This is a genomic window from Streptomyces sp. JLSY215, from assembly GCF_059682825.1.
This window is the reverse complement of record NZ_CM185022.1, coordinates 5,064,115-5,077,683: the sequence shown is the minus strand read 5'-3', so window position 1 is coordinate 5,077,683 and position 13,569 is coordinate 5,064,115. Positions and strand designations below refer to the sequence as shown.

The 13,569-nt window shown below is 70.5% G+C and carries 15 protein-coding genes; 5 read left to right on the top strand and 10 right to left on the bottom strand.

Annotated features, from left to right (window positions below; genetic code table 11):
• Positions 1-139 precede the first annotated feature (139 nt).
• From rlmB to AC5677_RS22835, 6 genes are all read right to left on the bottom strand, one after another.
• The gene (gene rlmB, locus AC5677_RS22860) at positions 140-1,090 is read right to left on the bottom strand and encodes a 23S rRNA (guanosine(2251)-2'-O)-methyltransferase RlmB (protein WP_497189777.1); all 951 of its coding nucleotides are present in this window, start codon (positions 1,088-1,090) and stop codon (positions 140-142) included.
• Between the two features lie 175 nt (positions 1,091-1,265).
• Positions 1,266-2,657 carry a cysteine--tRNA ligase gene (cysS, locus tag AC5677_RS22855; protein WP_497189776.1) on the bottom strand — a complete coding sequence of 464 codons (1,392 nt, stop codon included), beginning with the start codon at positions 2,655-2,657 and terminating at the stop codon, positions 1,266-1,268.
• 144 nt (positions 2,658-2,801) lie between these two features.
• Positions 2,802-3,206 (bottom strand): PPOX class F420-dependent oxidoreductase, encoded by a 405-nt coding sequence (locus AC5677_RS22850; RefSeq protein ID WP_497189775.1) that lies wholly within the window; start codon positions 3,204-3,206, stop codon positions 2,802-2,804.
• Positions 3,207-3,360: 154 nt separating this feature from the next.
• A complete protein-coding gene (gene ispF, locus AC5677_RS22845; RefSeq protein ID WP_497189774.1) occupies positions 3,361-3,882 on the bottom strand; it encodes a 2-C-methyl-D-erythritol 2,4-cyclodiphosphate synthase in 522 nt (173 codons plus the stop codon).
• On the bottom strand, positions 3,869-4,615 hold the full coding sequence (gene ispD, locus AC5677_RS22840) for a 2-C-methyl-D-erythritol 4-phosphate cytidylyltransferase (protein WP_497189773.1): 747 nt from the start codon (positions 4,613-4,615) through the stop codon (positions 3,869-3,871). Before ispD ends, ispF begins: the two co-directional genes overlap by 14 nt.
• Before the next feature lie 422 nt (positions 4,616-5,037).
• Positions 5,038-5,520: a CarD family transcriptional regulator gene (locus AC5677_RS22835; RefSeq protein ID WP_003953493.1), complete on the bottom strand. Its 483-nt coding sequence runs from the start codon at positions 5,518-5,520 to the stop codon at positions 5,038-5,040.
• 916 nt (positions 5,521-6,436) lie between these two features.
• Here AC5677_RS22835 and AC5677_RS22830 point away from each other — a divergent pair.
• Positions 6,437-7,090, top strand: coding sequence for a DUF461 domain-containing protein (locus tag AC5677_RS22830; protein WP_497189772.1), 654 nt, complete (start codon positions 6,437-6,439; stop codon positions 7,088-7,090).
• A gap of 116 nt (positions 7,091-7,206) precedes the next feature.
• Here the strand turns inward: AC5677_RS22830 and phoP are convergent, their stop codons facing one another.
• Positions 7,207-7,878: a two-component system response regulator PhoP gene (gene phoP / locus AC5677_RS22825; RefSeq protein ID WP_465270440.1), complete on the bottom strand. Its 672-nt coding sequence runs from the start codon at positions 7,876-7,878 to the stop codon at positions 7,207-7,209.
• A 5-nt stretch (positions 7,879-7,883) separates the two neighbouring features.
• Positions 7,884-9,206 carry a two-component system sensor histidine kinase PhoR gene (gene phoR / locus AC5677_RS22820; protein ID WP_497189771.1) on the bottom strand — a complete coding sequence of 441 codons (1,323 nt, stop codon included), beginning with the start codon at positions 9,204-9,206 and terminating at the stop codon, positions 7,884-7,886.
• 475 nt (positions 9,207-9,681) lie between these two features.
• Here phoR and phoU point away from each other — a divergent pair, with 475 nt between their 5' ends.
• Positions 9,682-10,359, top strand: coding sequence for a phosphate signaling complex protein PhoU (gene phoU, locus AC5677_RS22815; RefSeq protein ID WP_403511131.1), 678 nt, complete (start codon positions 9,682-9,684; stop codon positions 10,357-10,359).
• Positions 10,360-10,479: 120 nt separating this feature from the next.
• A complete protein-coding gene (locus AC5677_RS22810; protein ID WP_497196947.1) occupies positions 10,480-10,644 on the top strand; it encodes a hypothetical protein in 165 nt (54 codons plus the stop codon).
• Here the strand turns inward: AC5677_RS22810 and AC5677_RS22805 are convergent.
• Entirely contained in the window at positions 10,641-10,787 is a 147-nt protein-coding gene (locus AC5677_RS22805) for a hypothetical protein (RefSeq protein WP_497189770.1), read from the bottom strand. The genes AC5677_RS22810 and AC5677_RS22805 overlap by 4 nt on opposite strands.
• Before the next feature lie 123 nt (positions 10,788-10,910).
• Here AC5677_RS22805 and AC5677_RS22800 point away from each other — a divergent pair, with 123 nt between their 5' ends.
• Positions 10,911-11,147 (top strand): hypothetical protein, encoded by a 237-nt coding sequence (locus tag AC5677_RS22800; RefSeq protein ID WP_497189769.1) that lies wholly within the window; start codon positions 10,911-10,913, stop codon positions 11,145-11,147.
• Between the two features lie 19 nt (positions 11,148-11,166).
• On the opposite strand, the gene AC5677_RS22795 is transcribed toward AC5677_RS22800, so the two are convergent.
• Positions 11,167-11,928 (bottom strand): phosphoglyceromutase, encoded by a 762-nt coding sequence (locus AC5677_RS22795; protein WP_497189768.1) that lies wholly within the window; start codon positions 11,926-11,928, stop codon positions 11,167-11,169.
• 246 nt (positions 11,929-12,174) lie between these two features.
• On the opposite strand from AC5677_RS22795, the gene AC5677_RS22790 reads away from it, so the two are divergent.
• Positions 12,175-13,518: an MDR family MFS transporter gene (locus AC5677_RS22790; RefSeq protein ID WP_497189767.1), complete on the top strand. Its 1,344-nt coding sequence runs from the start codon at positions 12,175-12,177 to the stop codon at positions 13,516-13,518.
• Positions 13,519-13,569 lie beyond the last annotated feature (51 nt).

Here is a 13,569-nt window from a genome sequence, read left to right as displayed (position 1 = left end):
TAAGACACTGCCTTGACCGGTTATCTCTGTCCGAGACCCGTCAAAGATGCGGGGGATTCGCGAAACTCGGGCGTAATTCGCACGGAGGGTCAGGCTTTGCCCCGGGCTGTGACGCCTTCCCGGCCCGGGGCACCCTCGCTCAGGCGCGGCGGCGCGCCGCCTCCCACAGGACGACGCCGGCCGCGACACCGGCGTTCAGCGACTCCGCGCCGCCCGGCATCGGGATCCGCACCCGTACGTCACAGGTCTCCCCGACCAGCCGCGACAGGCCCTTGCCCTCGCTGCCGACGACGATGACGACCGGGCCGTCCAGCGCCTCGACGTCCTGCAGCTCCAGCTCGCCGTCCGCGGCCAGGCCGACGACCGTCAGGCCCGCCTTCTGGTACGACTCCAGGGTCCGGGTCAGGTTGGTGGCGCGGGCGACCGGCGTACGGGCCGCCGTGCCCGCCGAGGTCTTCCAGGCGCCGGCCGTCATCCCGGCCGCCCGGCGCTCCGGCACGACGACGCCGTGGCCGCCGAAGGCGGAGACCGAGCGGACGACCGCACCCAGGTTGCGCGGGTCGGTGACGCCGTCCAGCGCGACGATCAGCGGGTCCTCGCCGTCGTCGAAGGCGGCCGCCGCGAGGTCCTCCGGGTGCGCGTACTCGTACGGCGGGATCTGCGCGACCAGGCCCTGGTGGTTGAGGCCGTTGGTCATGCGGTCCAGCTCGGGCCGCGGCGCCTCCATGAGGTTCATCCCGCGGTCGGCGGCGAGCTGCAGCGCCTCGCGCACCCGCTCGTCGCTGTCGATGAACTGCTGGACGTACAGCGTCGTCGCGGGCACGCCCTCGCGCAGCGCCTCGACGACCGGGTTACGGCCGACCACCAGCTCGGCGGTGCCCTTGGGGCCGCCGCGGCGCGGGGCCGGGCGCTTGGCGGAGTGCTTGGCCTTGGCATTGGCGACGCGGTTCTTGACGTGCCCCTTGCGCGCGGAGGCGGGCGGGGTCGGGCCCTTGCCCTCCAGGCCCCGGCGCCGCTTGCCGCCGCTGCCGACCTGCGCGCCCTTCTTGTTGGACGTGCGGCGGTTCCTGCGCTGGCTGTTGCCGGCCATGGGTCACCCGTTTCTTCACTGCTCTCGACGTCTCGCGACGTGGAGTGGGTACGTACGTATGGATTGAGTGTCGCCCGCGGCCACCGGATTGGGCGAATCCGGCTGGTGGCCGGGGGTCGCGACGGGCTTCGGGACGCGGTTGAGGACGCGGATCGGGACGCGGTTCAGGACATGGTCAGGAAAGCGACCAGCGCGGGCCCGACGGGGTGTCCTCGATGGCGAGTCCGGACTGCTGGAGCTGGTCGCGGATGGCGTCGGCGGTGGCGTAGTCCTTGCGGGCACGGGCCGACTGCCGCTGGTCGAGGACGAGCCGTACGAGGGAGTCCACCACGCCGTGCAGGTCCTCGCCGCGCTCCGCGCCGCCGGACCAGCGCTCGTCGAGCGGGTCCAGACCGAGCACCCCGAGCATCGCCCGCAGCTCCGCCAGCCGGGCCACCGCCGCTTCCTTGTCGTCGGCGGTCAGCGCCGAATTGCCCTGCCGGACGGTGGTGTGCACGATCGCCATCGCCTGCGGGACGCCCAGGTCGTCGTCCATCGCCTCGGCGAACGCCGGCGGCACCTCGGCCGCGGGCTCGACCATGCCGGCCTTCTCGACGACCCGCTGGACGAAGCCCTCGATCCGGGCGAACGCCGACTCCGCCTCGCGCAGCGCGTCCTCGCTGTACTCGATCATGGAGCGGTAGTGCGGCGTACCGAGGTAGTAGCGCAGCACGATGGGGCGCCACTGCTTGACCATCTCGCTCACGAGCAGGGAGTTGCCCAGCGACTTGGACATCTTCTCGCCGCTCATGGTCACCCAGGCGTTGTGGGTCCAGTACGCGGCGAAGTCGTCGCCGAAGGCCTTGGCCTGCGCGATCTCGTTCTCGTGGTGCGGGAAGATGAGGTCGATGCCGCCGCCGTGGATGTCGAAGCGCGAGCCCAGGTATTTGTGGGCCATCGCCGAGCACTCCAGGTGCCAGCCGGGCCGGCCGCGGCCCCAGGGGGTCTCCCAGCTGGGCTCGCCCTCCTTGGCCATCTTCCACATGGCGAAGTCGCGCGGGTCCCGCTTGCCGGTCTCGCCCGCGCCGGACGGCTGCTTGAGGTGGTCCAGCTCCTGGTTGGACAGTCCCAGATAGCCGGGGAAGGACTTCACATCGAAGTAGACGTTGCCGTCGGCCGCGTATGCATGACCGCGCTCGATCAGACCGCGCATCATCTCGATCATCTCGGGGACGTGGCCGGTGGCGCGCGGCTCGTACGTCGGACGCAGGCAGCCGAGGACGTCGTACGCCGCGTTGAAGGCGACCTCGTTCTCGTAACCGATCGCCCACCAGGGGCGGCCCTGCTCGGCCGACTTCTGGATGATCTTGTCGTCGATGTCGGTCACATTGCGCACGAAGGTGACGTCGTAGCCGCGGTGGGCGAACCAGCGACGCATGATGTCGAAGTTCAGTCCCGACCTGATGTGCCCGATGTGCGGGGCGGCCTGCACGGTGGCACCACACAGGTAGATCGAGACACAGCCCGGCGTAAGCGGGTTGAAATCGCGAATCTGCCGGGCGCTGGTGTCGTACAGGCGAATCGTCACGGAACCAGGGTAGTCGGAACGAAGGAGTGCCCCGTGACCCGTCGCCCGCGGGGACACAGAACCGTGACACTGGCCCGGCGGGCCGGAAGTACCGGACGTATCGGTCGCGCGCCGGCCCGACTCCGGCCCCGCGCCGGCCGCCGCTCAGATCCGGCCGATCACCTTGCGCGGGGTGATCCGTACGACGACCCGCTGACTGTCCTCGGCGGCCGCCGGATTGAACTCGGCGTACGACTTGCCGGTGTACTTCCGCGACAGCTCGTCGATCAGCTCCTGCCCGCCCTCGGTGGTGAGCGAGGCCGTGCCGCGGACCTCGGCATACGTATACGGAGCGTCGAAGGGCTGGAGGACGACCGAGACGCGCGGGTCGCGCCGGAGGTTGGCCTCCTTGCGGCGCCCGACGGTCGTCGAGATCAGCAGATCGTCGCCGTCCCGCTTCACCCAGACCGGGGAGAGCTGGGGGCTGCCGTCCGGCTGGACGGTCGCCACGATCACGAAAACGGGCGTGTCGAGGAGCGTCTTGAGGTCGTCGGAGAGGGTGTCAGTCACGAGCACGTCCTTCCCTGCGGGCCGATCCGATACACGCCGTCGCCCGCTCAACACCCCGTACGGGGCGCGGCATTCCCGCCGCGGCCGGCGGATTTCGGTACCGGCCGCGCCCCGTACCGGGGATCCGGCACGGGGCGCGCGGCACGGAGGCTCGTTAGCCCGTACGGACCACCAGCGCCGTGGCGACCGCCGCCAGCCCCTCGGCGCGGCCGGTCAGGCCCAGCCCGTCGGACGTCGTCCCGGACACCGAAACCGGCGCCCCGACCGCCGCCGACAACGCCTTCTGCGCCTCGTCCCGCCGCTTGCCGACCTTCGGCCGTACGCCGATGACCTGCACCGCGACGTTGCCGATCGCGAAGCCCTCGGCCCGTACGATGCGCGCGGCCTCGGCCAGCAGCGTCACCCCGGAGGCGCCGGACCACTCGGGGCGGCCGGTACCGAAGTGCGCGCCGAGGTCGCCGACGCCGGCCGCCGAGAACAGCGCGTCGCAGGCGGCATGCGCGGCCACATCCCCGTCGCTGTGCCCCGCCAGGCCGTACCCGTCACTCTCGACGGCGTCCCAGAGCAGCCCGGCGCACCACAGCTCGCGACCGTGCTCGAAGGCGTGCACATCCGTGCCGATGCCGACGAGGGGGATGCCCGCGGCGGGTGCGGGGGTCGGCTCAGACGTAGCCATCGTTGGCCCTCCTACGGGCGAGTACGGCCTCGGCCAGGACCAGGTCCAGCGGCCGGGTCACCTTGAATGCTTCCTCATGGCCGGGCACGACCACGACCGGCTGCCCGAGCCGTTCGACGAGCCCGGCGTCGTCGGTGGCGCCCTCGCCCTCGACGACGGTGTCATGCGCCTTGAGCAGGGTCTCGCGGTCGAAGCCCTGCGGGGTCTGTACGGCGCGCAGCAGGGCCCGCTCCGGGGTGCCGACGACCGGCTCCGGGGTGCCCTGCGGCTGCGGCTCGACCTGCTTGACGGTGTCGGCGAGCGGCAGCGCGGGGACGACGGCGGGCGCGCCGGCGCGGACGGCGGCGATCACCGCGTCGACCGTCTCGACGGGGACCAGCGGGCGGGCGGCGTCGTGCACCAGCACCACATCGATGGCGTCCGGAAGAGCCGCGAGCCCGAGCCGTACGGACTCCTGGCGGGTCTCGCCGCCGGGGACCACCACCAGGTCGGTGCGGTCGCTGAGCGGATGCTCGTCGAGGAGGTGACGGACCGCGGGGGCGCCGTCGGGCGGGGCGACCACGACGACCAGGGAGACGGCGCGCGAAGCGGCCATCGCGCGGACGGCGTGCACCAGCATGGGGGTGCCGCCCAGTGCGCGCAGCGCCTTGGGGGCGCCGGGGCCGAGCCGGACGCCGCGGCCGGCGGCGGGGATCACGGCGGCGGTGCGGATCGGGCGGGAGGGATCTGGCATCGATGGCTCCGGAGTCCGGGGCGAGCCCGGAATTGGCGCAGACAGGTTTGTTTCCTCGGCCGGGGTGGGTATGGCCTGGGAGGTGCCCCTGCTCGTAGAGCTTGGGGGAGTGCCGGGCGCGACGCCTTGACCGGACCCTTCCGTGACAGCGGTCGAGGCGGCTGCCCGAGCCCGGCACGCTACAGGTGCATATGACGGGCTTCCGTCACTTCTGAGCCGTTCCATGCGTCGCAGAGTTTTTGTGCGTCGCGAAATTCCGTGGATATGCCGCTGCAGATATGCCGCAGCGCCCGGCAACAGACCTCTCCATGAGGAGACGGTCGTCACTCGGGCACCGCGGCATTGCTACGTCGCATCACGTCATATCAAGATCGATAGGGCACTGCTCTTGATTGACGTTACGTGTTTGACCTCGTGCGGCGTCAGGACGCGAGAACCTCGTCGAGCAGGGCCTCGGCCTTGTCTTCGTTGGTGTTCTCCGCGAGGGCGAGCTCGCTGACCAGAATCTGGCGCGCCTTGGCGAGCATCCGCTTCTCACCGGCGGAGAGTCCGCGCTCACGCTCACGACGCCACAGGTCGCGAACCACCTCGGCGACCTTGATGACATCGCCCGAGGCGAGCTTCTCAAGATTTGCCTTGTAGCGACGGGACCAGTTCGTCGGCTCTTCGGCATACGGTGCACGCAGCACCTCGAAGACCCGGTCCAGCCCGTCTTGACCAACCACGTCGCGTACGCCGACGAACTCCGCATTGTCCGCTGGCACACGAACAGTCAAGTCGCCCTGGGCGACCTTCAGCACCAAGTAGGTCTTGTCCACGCCTTTGATCTGGCGAGTTTCGATGGCCTCGATCAGCGCGGCCCCGTGATGGGGATAGACCACGGTGTCGCCAACCTTGAACGTCATGTGACAGGTACCCCTTCCGTGGCTATCCATGCTAACACGGGAACGGGCCGTTCTGAATGGCGTTTTCGCAGGTCAGGGCATATCTCGGGGCTTGACAACAGCGGTCGGAACGTGCTTCGAAGGGGCCCGTTGTGCGGGTATTCGCAGGTGGGAGGGGCTTCACAGGTGAGCGGAAACGTGCCCGTCACGCACCCGGAGCGCCGTGATCAACAGGGCGAAAGTCCCGTTTTGCGGCGATCCGTATGAGCGACTTCAGCTACTCCGTTCGGTTGCTCGCGGAGGGTCGCGACGCGATTCTTTGAATTGATCACCGGAGGGCGGCGGGGCGTGGTGATCAATTTCCGGGGGCGTCCGCATTCCCCGCGAATACTGCTTTTCACCGGCGGAAACCGGGGGAAACTGAGCCGCCGTCGCCCGATCCGGCTCTTGGTGGTCTCTTGATGATCTCTTGGTGCCGGCGCCCCCTTGAGGATTATTCAAAGCAAGTTCTCGGACACGCCGGGAACGGATCCGGATCTGCGCCGGGATCCTTTGCTTGATCCTTACCGGGGGCATCACCGGGGCTTCACCGGAGACGTCACCGTGGACTTCCCCGGCGCATCGCAGGCGCTTCTCCGCGGGCCCCCGGAAGCCGCGGAACCGGGTGCGGGGCGGATGCCGCCGAGGCGGCAGGCACACGCCTCCGGGACGGCGGCCGGGCCCGTCCGCGGAACCCCTCGCGGGGTGCGTGATCGCGCTGGGGGCGGGTCGGGTGCGGCGGCGCGAGGACGGCTCGGTAACCTAGCGGCGCTGACACACCCTTAGGGGGGCTTTACGTGCCCGTCGCCATGACGCGTACGCAATGCCGCCCCAGCCGCCCATCCGCGACCGGGCACGAAGTTCGGCCGCCGTAGCTCGTCAAGGAGATGCCGCCGCCGTGAGCCGCAGCCTTCGACGCGGCGTCCTCGCCGCCACCGTCCTGTCGCTGTCCGTCGTCTCGCTGTCCGCCTGCGGGGCCGGAAGCGACGCGCAGACGCTGCAGGTCAAGCCGGACAATGCCGAGACCTCCGTCGGCGACATCAAGATCCAGAACGCGAATGTGATCACGCAGCCCGACGTGAACTCCAAGGGCCCGGCCGTGATCAGCGCGACGGTGTTCAACAGCGGCATCCACGACCAGAAGCTGACCGCGATCACCGTCAACGGCACCGGGACGGCCGCCAAGCTGGCGCCCGCCACCGGCGCCGGTCCGATCACCGTGCCGGCCGGCGGCTCCGTCGTGATCGGCGGTGCGAAGAACCCGTCGGCCGTCCTGGCGAGCGGCCGGGAGTCCGTCCAGGACGGGAACGTCCAGCAGCTGACGTTCGCCTTCAGCTCCACGGGCAAGGTGCAGATCGGCGCCTTCGTCGTCCCGGCGAAGAACTACTTCGAGGGCTTCGGTCCCAGCCAGGCGCCCCAGCCCTCCACCTCGGCGTCCCCCTCGGAGTCCGGTAAGCCGACCGGCTCCGCGAGCCCGTCCGAGTCGGGCAAGCCCTCGGAGTCCGGCAAGCCGACCGGTGGGGCCTCGCAGACGGCGCACGCCGGTCACTGAGCCGCATCTCCGCAGCCGAGCCGCTGCGCGCAGTGCCGTAACACGTCAGGGCGCCCTTCCGGTCCGGAGGGGCGCCCTGACGCGTTATCTGCTCTTCGGCCGTCGCCGGGTACGGCCTACGGCTCGAACTTGTACCCCAGGCCGCGGACCGTGACCAGATACCGCGGCGCGCCCGGGTCGGGCTCGATCTTGGCGCGCAGCCGCTTGACGTGCACGTCCAGGGTCTTGGTGTCGCCCACGTAGTCGGCGCCCCACACCCGGTCGATGAGCTGCATACGGGTCAGCACCCGGCCGGCGTTGCGCAGCAGCATCTCCAGGAGGTCGAACTCCTTCAGGGGGAGGTCCACCTTGCCGCCGGAGACGGTGACGACGTGGCGGTCGACGTCCATGCGGACCGGGCCGGCCTCCAGGGCCTGCGGGGTGACCTCCTCCGGCTCGCCGCGGCGGCGCAGCACCGCGCGGATGCGGGCGACCAGTTCGCGGGAGGAGAAGGGCTTGGTGACGTAGTCGTCGGCTCCTATTTCCAGGCCGACGACCTTGTCGATCTCGCTGTCCTTGGCGGTCACCATGATGACCGGGACATTGGAGCGGCCGCGCAGCTGGCGGCAGACCTCGGTGCCGGGCAGACCCGGCAGCATCAGGTCCAGCAGGACCAGGTCGGCGCCGTTGCGCTCGAACTCGTCCAGACCGTCGGGGCCCGTAGCCGCGATGGCGACCTCGAATCCCTCCTTGCGGAGCATGTACGACAGTGCATCGCTGAACGATTCCTCGTCCTCGACGACAAGCACTCGGGTCACGGAAGGACCTCCGGGGCAGGGTGAGCTGGAAGCGGATCGTTGAAGGTCTCGTACGGGCGGTCCTCTTCGTCGAGGCCCTCCGCAGTGAGGTCGGCGGGACGTTCGCGGTCGCGTACGGCACCGGCTTCCGGGAGACGCAGGGTGAAGGTGGAGCCCTGTCCTTCAGCGCTCCACACCGTGACCTCTCCGCCGTGGGAGGCGGCCACGTGCTTGACGATGGCGAGGCCGAGGCCGGTCCCGCCGGTGGCGCGCGAGCGCGCCGGGTCCACTCGGTAGAACCGCTCGAAGACGCGGTCCCGGTCCTTCTCGGAGATCCCGATGCCCTGGTCGGTCACCGCGATCTCGATCAGGTCGCCCCCGGGCGCCGTCACCCGGCGGCCGGCGATACCGACCCGGGTGTGCGCCGGGGAGTAGTTGACGGCGTTCTCGACGAGATTGCCGAGGGCCGCGGCGAGCTGGCCGCGATTACCCCATACATGCAGTTCGGCGGTGCCGCCCTCCCGTCGCCCGCCACCGCCCCGAGTGGAGAACCCTTCGGGTCCGCCGATGGAACTGGCCATGGTGATCTGCTTCGTACCGGCCTGCTGGCGGCAGCGGTCCATCGCCTCGGCGACCAGCTCGTTGACCGGGACCGGCTCGGCGTCCTCCAGCGGGTCGTCGTTCTGGACCCGGGAGAGGTCGATGAGCTCCTGGACGAGGTTGGTCAGGCGGGTGGCTTCGTTCTGCATCCGGCCGGCGAAGCGCTCGACGGCCTCGGGATCATCGCTGGCGTCCATCACGGCCTCGGAGAGGAGCGAGAGGGCGCCGACGGGGGTCTTGAGCTCATGGCTGACGTTGGCCACGAAGTCGCGCCGGACCGCTTCTATGCGGCGGGCCTCCGTGAGGTCCTCGACCAGGAGGAGGACCAGCCGGGAGCCGAGCGGGGCGACTCTGGCGGAGACCGCCAGGGCGTCCCCGCGGCCCGTGCCGCGGCGCGGGAGGTCCAGCTCGACCTGGCGTATTTCGCCGTCCCGGCGGGTGTCGCGGGCCATCTGCATCATCGGCTCGACGGCGAGCTTGCCGCCCCGGACCAGCCCGAGGGCGTACGCGGCGGAGCTGGCCTTGACGACGGCGTCGGCCTCGTCCAGGACGACGGCGGAGGAGCGGAGTACGGAAAGGACGGTATCGACACCGGGCGGGAGCACGGCGTCGGTGTGCAGGGATGTGCGCGTGGGCTTGGCCTGGTCCCGCTCACTCCAGCGGAACGCCAGCATGGCGAAGACACCGGTGCACAACCCGGCGATCGCTGCCACTGCGGCAACGGCCGCGTCCACGTTCATGACTCCAGCGTATGCGGCAGGTCGGACACTTCCCCAGCGGTGCGAGCCTCTGCTCGGGCACCCGTCGCCCAGAGTTCACTGTGACGTCGGTGGTGGTTCACTCCGGAGGGCCGAAAGGGGCGCGTACGGACATGCCGGAAGTCGCCGGTGGGCCCGGTGCGACCGCGCGGTGGGACCCTGCTGCCGCCCGTCCGGTTGTGAGGCCGGGCCGGTGGCGGCGGTCATGTCGCCCAGAGTTCACCTTCATGTCGGCGGCGGTTCACTCCGGGTGGGAGCACAGGTCGCGATCTGGCCGCACGGTGAGAGTGCGGGTGCGGAATCGATCCCGCACCGGCGCGCGGCGGCCGGGCTCGGTGGAGTACGGGCCGTGCGGGCACGGAGCGTGGGAGCGTGGGAACCGAACGTCACAGGCCGTTCGTTCCCCTCACAGCCCACCCCACCACCCGATACCACTCGATGTGAGAGAAGGTCACTGATGCGGGACGCGTACCACGAGGAGCTTGATTCGATCGGCGAGGGCCTGGTCGAGATGGCCCGGCTCGTCGGCTCCGCGATCGGGCGCGCCACCACGGCGATACTCGACGCGGACCTCAAGCTGGCCGAGAGCGTGATCGCCGCCGACGAGAAGGTCGACGACCTCCAGCGCGACCTGGAGGCGCGGGCGATCGCCCTCCTGGCGCGGCAGCAGCCGGTCGCCACCGACCTGCGGATCGTCGTCACCTCGCTGCGGATGAGCGCCGATCTGGAGCGCTCCGGCGACCTGGCCCAGCATGTGGCCAAGCTGGCCCGGCTGCGCTTCCCGGAGACGGCCGTACCGCGCGATCTGCACGCCACCATCCTGGAGATGGGGCAGCTGGCGCAGCGCCTGATGGCCAAGGCGGGCGAGGTCATCATCACCAAGGACGTCGACCTGGCGCTCCAGCTGGAGCAGGACGACGACGCGATGGACCTGCTGCACCGCGCCCTCTTCCAGCACCTGATGGACGACCGCTGGAAGCACGGCATCGAGACGGCCGTGGATGTGACGCTGCTGGGCCGCTACTACGAGCGTTTCGCGGACCATGCGGTCTCCGTGGCCAAGCGGGTCGTCTATCTGGTCACCGGCGAGCACGCCGACGAGATCGCGCCGCCGACCGCGGTCGAGGGCGCATAACGGCCCCGCCGGGCCACCGTTCGCCACCCCGCGCCGTTGACGTGCGCCTCCACGCGCCGTTGACGCGCCTCGGCACCCTGGCTTGCAATGGGCACCAAGGTGACCCCGAGGAGGCAATACATGGCACTCATGGCGGACTCCCTCAACCCGACCCCGCCGCACGACACCCCAGCCGCCGCCACGCGTCCGCAGCTTCCGCTGCTCAGCGGCTGCAGCTGCGGTCCCGGCTGCAGCTGCGGCTGCCAGTCCGGCGGCCCGTGCCAGTGCGGCGGCGGCTGCGGTTAGCCACCGCGCAGCGCACCGCGGCCCCGATCGGCGTACTTGCCGGCCGGGGCCGCTGCGTTGTCGGGGGCGCGTGGGTCGTGGGCGAGGTGGGCCGGGTCGCCGACGAGGTCGCGTGGGGCGTCGGCGTTCGTGCGGGGCGTCACGATCGCGAGGTTCGCACGCCCGTTCCCCGCTCGAAACGCCGCCATCGGTCCGTTTTGTCACAAATGCATCGCGAAGCCGCCGCCCCCCATAGCGCGCGGCGACCCCAAAGCGTTGGCCCAAGCATGAAGCCCTCGAAACCCTCGAAGTCCTCGAAGCCCGCACACCACTCCCCCGCGGAACCGCCCGCACGCGACGAATACCGCGCCGGCGTCAATCCCGAACTCCTCGGCGCCTACTGGCTCGACACCCCCGGCCGGGACCATGTCGCGGCCGACTGCCCCTGGTGCCGCGAACTGGCCGCCTCCGAAGCCGACCGGAACACGCCACAAGCCCCCCACCCGCGAAGAAACCGCAGGTAGGGGGCTTGATGATGGCGTCTTACTTCTTCTTGCCCTGGTTCTTCACTGCCTCGATGGCGGCCTTGGCGGCCTCCGGGTCGAGGTAGGTGCCACCGGGCGTGACCGGGCGGAAGTCGGCGTCCAGCTCGTAGGCGAGCGGGATGCCGGTGGGGATGTTCAGGCCGGCGATGTCCGCGTCGGAGATCCCGTCGAGGTGCTTGACCAGGGCGCGCAGGCTGTTGCCGTGGGCGGCGACCAGGACCGTGCGGCCGGCGACGAGGTCCGGGACGATGCCGTCGTACCAGTACGGCAGCATGCGGACGACGACGTCCTTGAGGCATTCGGTCCTCGGGCGCAGCTCCGACGGGATGGCGGCGTAACGCGGGTCGTCGCTCTGCGAGAACTCGGAACCGTCCTCAAGGGCGGGCGGCGGCGTGTCGTACGAGCGGCGCCACAACATGAACTGCTCCTCGCCGAACTCGGCGAGCGTCTGCGCCTTGTCCTTGCCCTGGAGCGCGCCGTAGTGCCGCTCGTTCAGGCGCCAGCTGCGGTGGACCGGGATCCAGTGGCGGTCGGCGGCCTCGAGGGCCAGCTGCGCCGTGCGGATCGCGCGCTTCTGGAGGGAGGTGTGCAGCACATCGGGGAGCAGACCGGCGTCCTTGAGCAGCTCTCCGCCGCGGACCGCCTCCTTCTCGCCCTTCTCGTTGAGGTTGACGTCCACCCAGCCGGTGAACAGGTTCTTCGCATTCCACTCGCTCTCGCCATGGCGGAGGAGGATCAGCTTGTATGTCGCGTCGGCCATGGCGTCGAGCGTAATCGAATTCCGGACAGGGCCCGGCCCGGGTCCAGGACCTGGGCTTCTCCGTGACGATTGACGCATCCCGTCAATTCGGTAGCGGCCGGCCCGCCCCGCTCTGTAGGTTGCGCACATAGCTTGCGCCTCTTACATCTGTCGACGCCATCGCCACCGGCGACGCCATCGGCCACGCCACCGCCATCCGCCGCCCGTCCTACAGGCCGGGGGCACACCACCGGGGGAAGAACTGTCATGCCCACGACCGCATCCGTACCTCCCCTCGCCCGTCTGAGACGAGCCGCCGCGGAGAGCGTCTCCGGGCTCCCCCGCCAGTTCTGGTGGCTGTGGACCAGCACCCTGATCAACCGGCTGGGTGCGTTCGTCGCCACATTTCTGGCGCTCTATCTGACCCTCGAACGCGGCTACTCCGCCTCGTACGCCGGCCTGGTCGGCGCGCTCTACGGCCTCGGCGGCGTGGTCTCGTCGATCGGCGCCGGGGTGCTGACGGACCGGCTGGGCCGTCGGCCCACCATGCTGATCGCGCAGCTGTCGACGGCGGCGTCCGTGGCGCTGCTCGGCTTCATGGAGAACCCGGTCGCCATCGCCGTGGTGGCGGGTGTGGTCGGCATGGCGACCAACGCCTCCCGCCCCGCCGTGCAGGCGATGATGGCCGACATCGTCGCCCCCGAGGACCGCGTACGGGCCTTCTCGCTCAACTACTGGGCCATCAACCTCGGCTTCGCCGTCTCCTCCACCGCCGCCGGGCTCATCGCCGAACACGGCTATCTGGCCCTCTTCCTGGGCGAGGCCGCCCTCGTCCTGACCTGCGCCCTGGTGGTCTTCTTCAAGCTCCCCGAGTCCCGGCCGGAAGCGGCCCCGCGATCTCCCGACGCCTCCCCCAACGCCTCCCCGGACTCCGAGCCCGCCCGGATCTCCATGCTGACCGTGCTGCGCGACGGCCGCTTCATGACCGTCGTCGCCCTCAACCTCCTCCTCGCCCTCCTCTTCCAGCAGGCGTACGTCTCGATGCCGGTGTCGATGGGTCAGGACGGCTTCTCCAGCGCGGACTTCGGGATGGTGATCGCGGTCAACGGCGTGCTCATCGTCCTGCTCCAGATCCCGGTCACCCGTTTCATCGAACACCGCAGCCCCGCGATGCTGCTGATCGGCTCGTCCCTGCTGGCCGGTTACGGATTCGGGCTGACCGCGCTGGCCGGTTCGGTGGCCATGTACGCGGTCGCGGTCGCCGTCTGGACCCTCGGCGAGATCATCAACTCCCCCACCCAGATGGGCCTGGTGGTCCGCCTGTCCCCGCTTCACGGCCGCGGCCGCTACCAGGGCATGTACGCCCTCTCCTGGTCCATCGCCTCCCTGACGGCCCCGCTGCTCGGCGGCGTCGTGATCGACCGCTTCGGGGCCGATGCGCTGTGGGGCGCCTGCGCGGTCGTCGGCACGGTGGCGGCGGTGGGGTACGGGGTGCTGCTGCGGCGGCTGCCGGACCAGGCCCGCACGGGGGCGGTTGCGGGGCGGCTGCCCGCGGGGGAGGACGAGGCGGAGGCGGGGAGCTCTTCGGCGCCTTCGGGGATGGCGGCTTGATCGCACCGGGCGGGCGCGGGCCCCGCGGCCCCGGCGCGCCGCGGGCGCAGG

Coding starts and splice junctions, on each gene's coding strand:
- rlmB (WP_497189777.1), bottom strand. CDS start 1,090: ATGGCCGGCAACAGCCAGCGCAGGAACCGCCGCACGTCCAACAAGAAG.
- ispF (WP_497189774.1), bottom strand. CDS start 3,882: ATGGCTACGTCTGAGCCGACCCCCGCACCCGCCGCGGGCATCCCCCTC.
- ispD (WP_497189773.1), bottom strand. CDS start 4,615: ATGCCAGATCCCTCCCGCCCGATCCGCACCGCCGCCGTGATCCCCGCC.
- AC5677_RS22835 (WP_003953493.1), bottom strand. CDS start 5,520: ATGACGTTCAAGGTTGGCGACACCGTGGTCTATCCCCATCACGGGGCC.
- phoR (WP_497189771.1), bottom strand. CDS start 9,206: ATGAACGTGGACGCGGCCGTTGCCGCAGTGGCAGCGATCGCCGGGTTG.
- phoU (WP_403511131.1), top strand. CDS start 9,682: ATGCGGGACGCGTACCACGAGGAGCTTGATTCGATCGGCGAGGGCCTG.
- AC5677_RS22810 (WP_497196947.1), top strand. CDS start 10,480: ATGGCACTCATGGCGGACTCCCTCAACCCGACCCCGCCGCACGACACC.
- AC5677_RS22800 (WP_497189769.1), top strand. CDS start 10,911: ATGAAGCCCTCGAAACCCTCGAAGTCCTCGAAGCCCGCACACCACTCC.
- AC5677_RS22795 (WP_497189768.1), bottom strand. CDS start 11,928: ATGGCCGACGCGACATACAAGCTGATCCTCCTCCGCCATGGCGAGAGC.
- AC5677_RS22790 (WP_497189767.1), top strand. CDS start 12,175: ATGCCCACGACCGCATCCGTACCTCCCCTCGCCCGTCTGAGACGAGCC.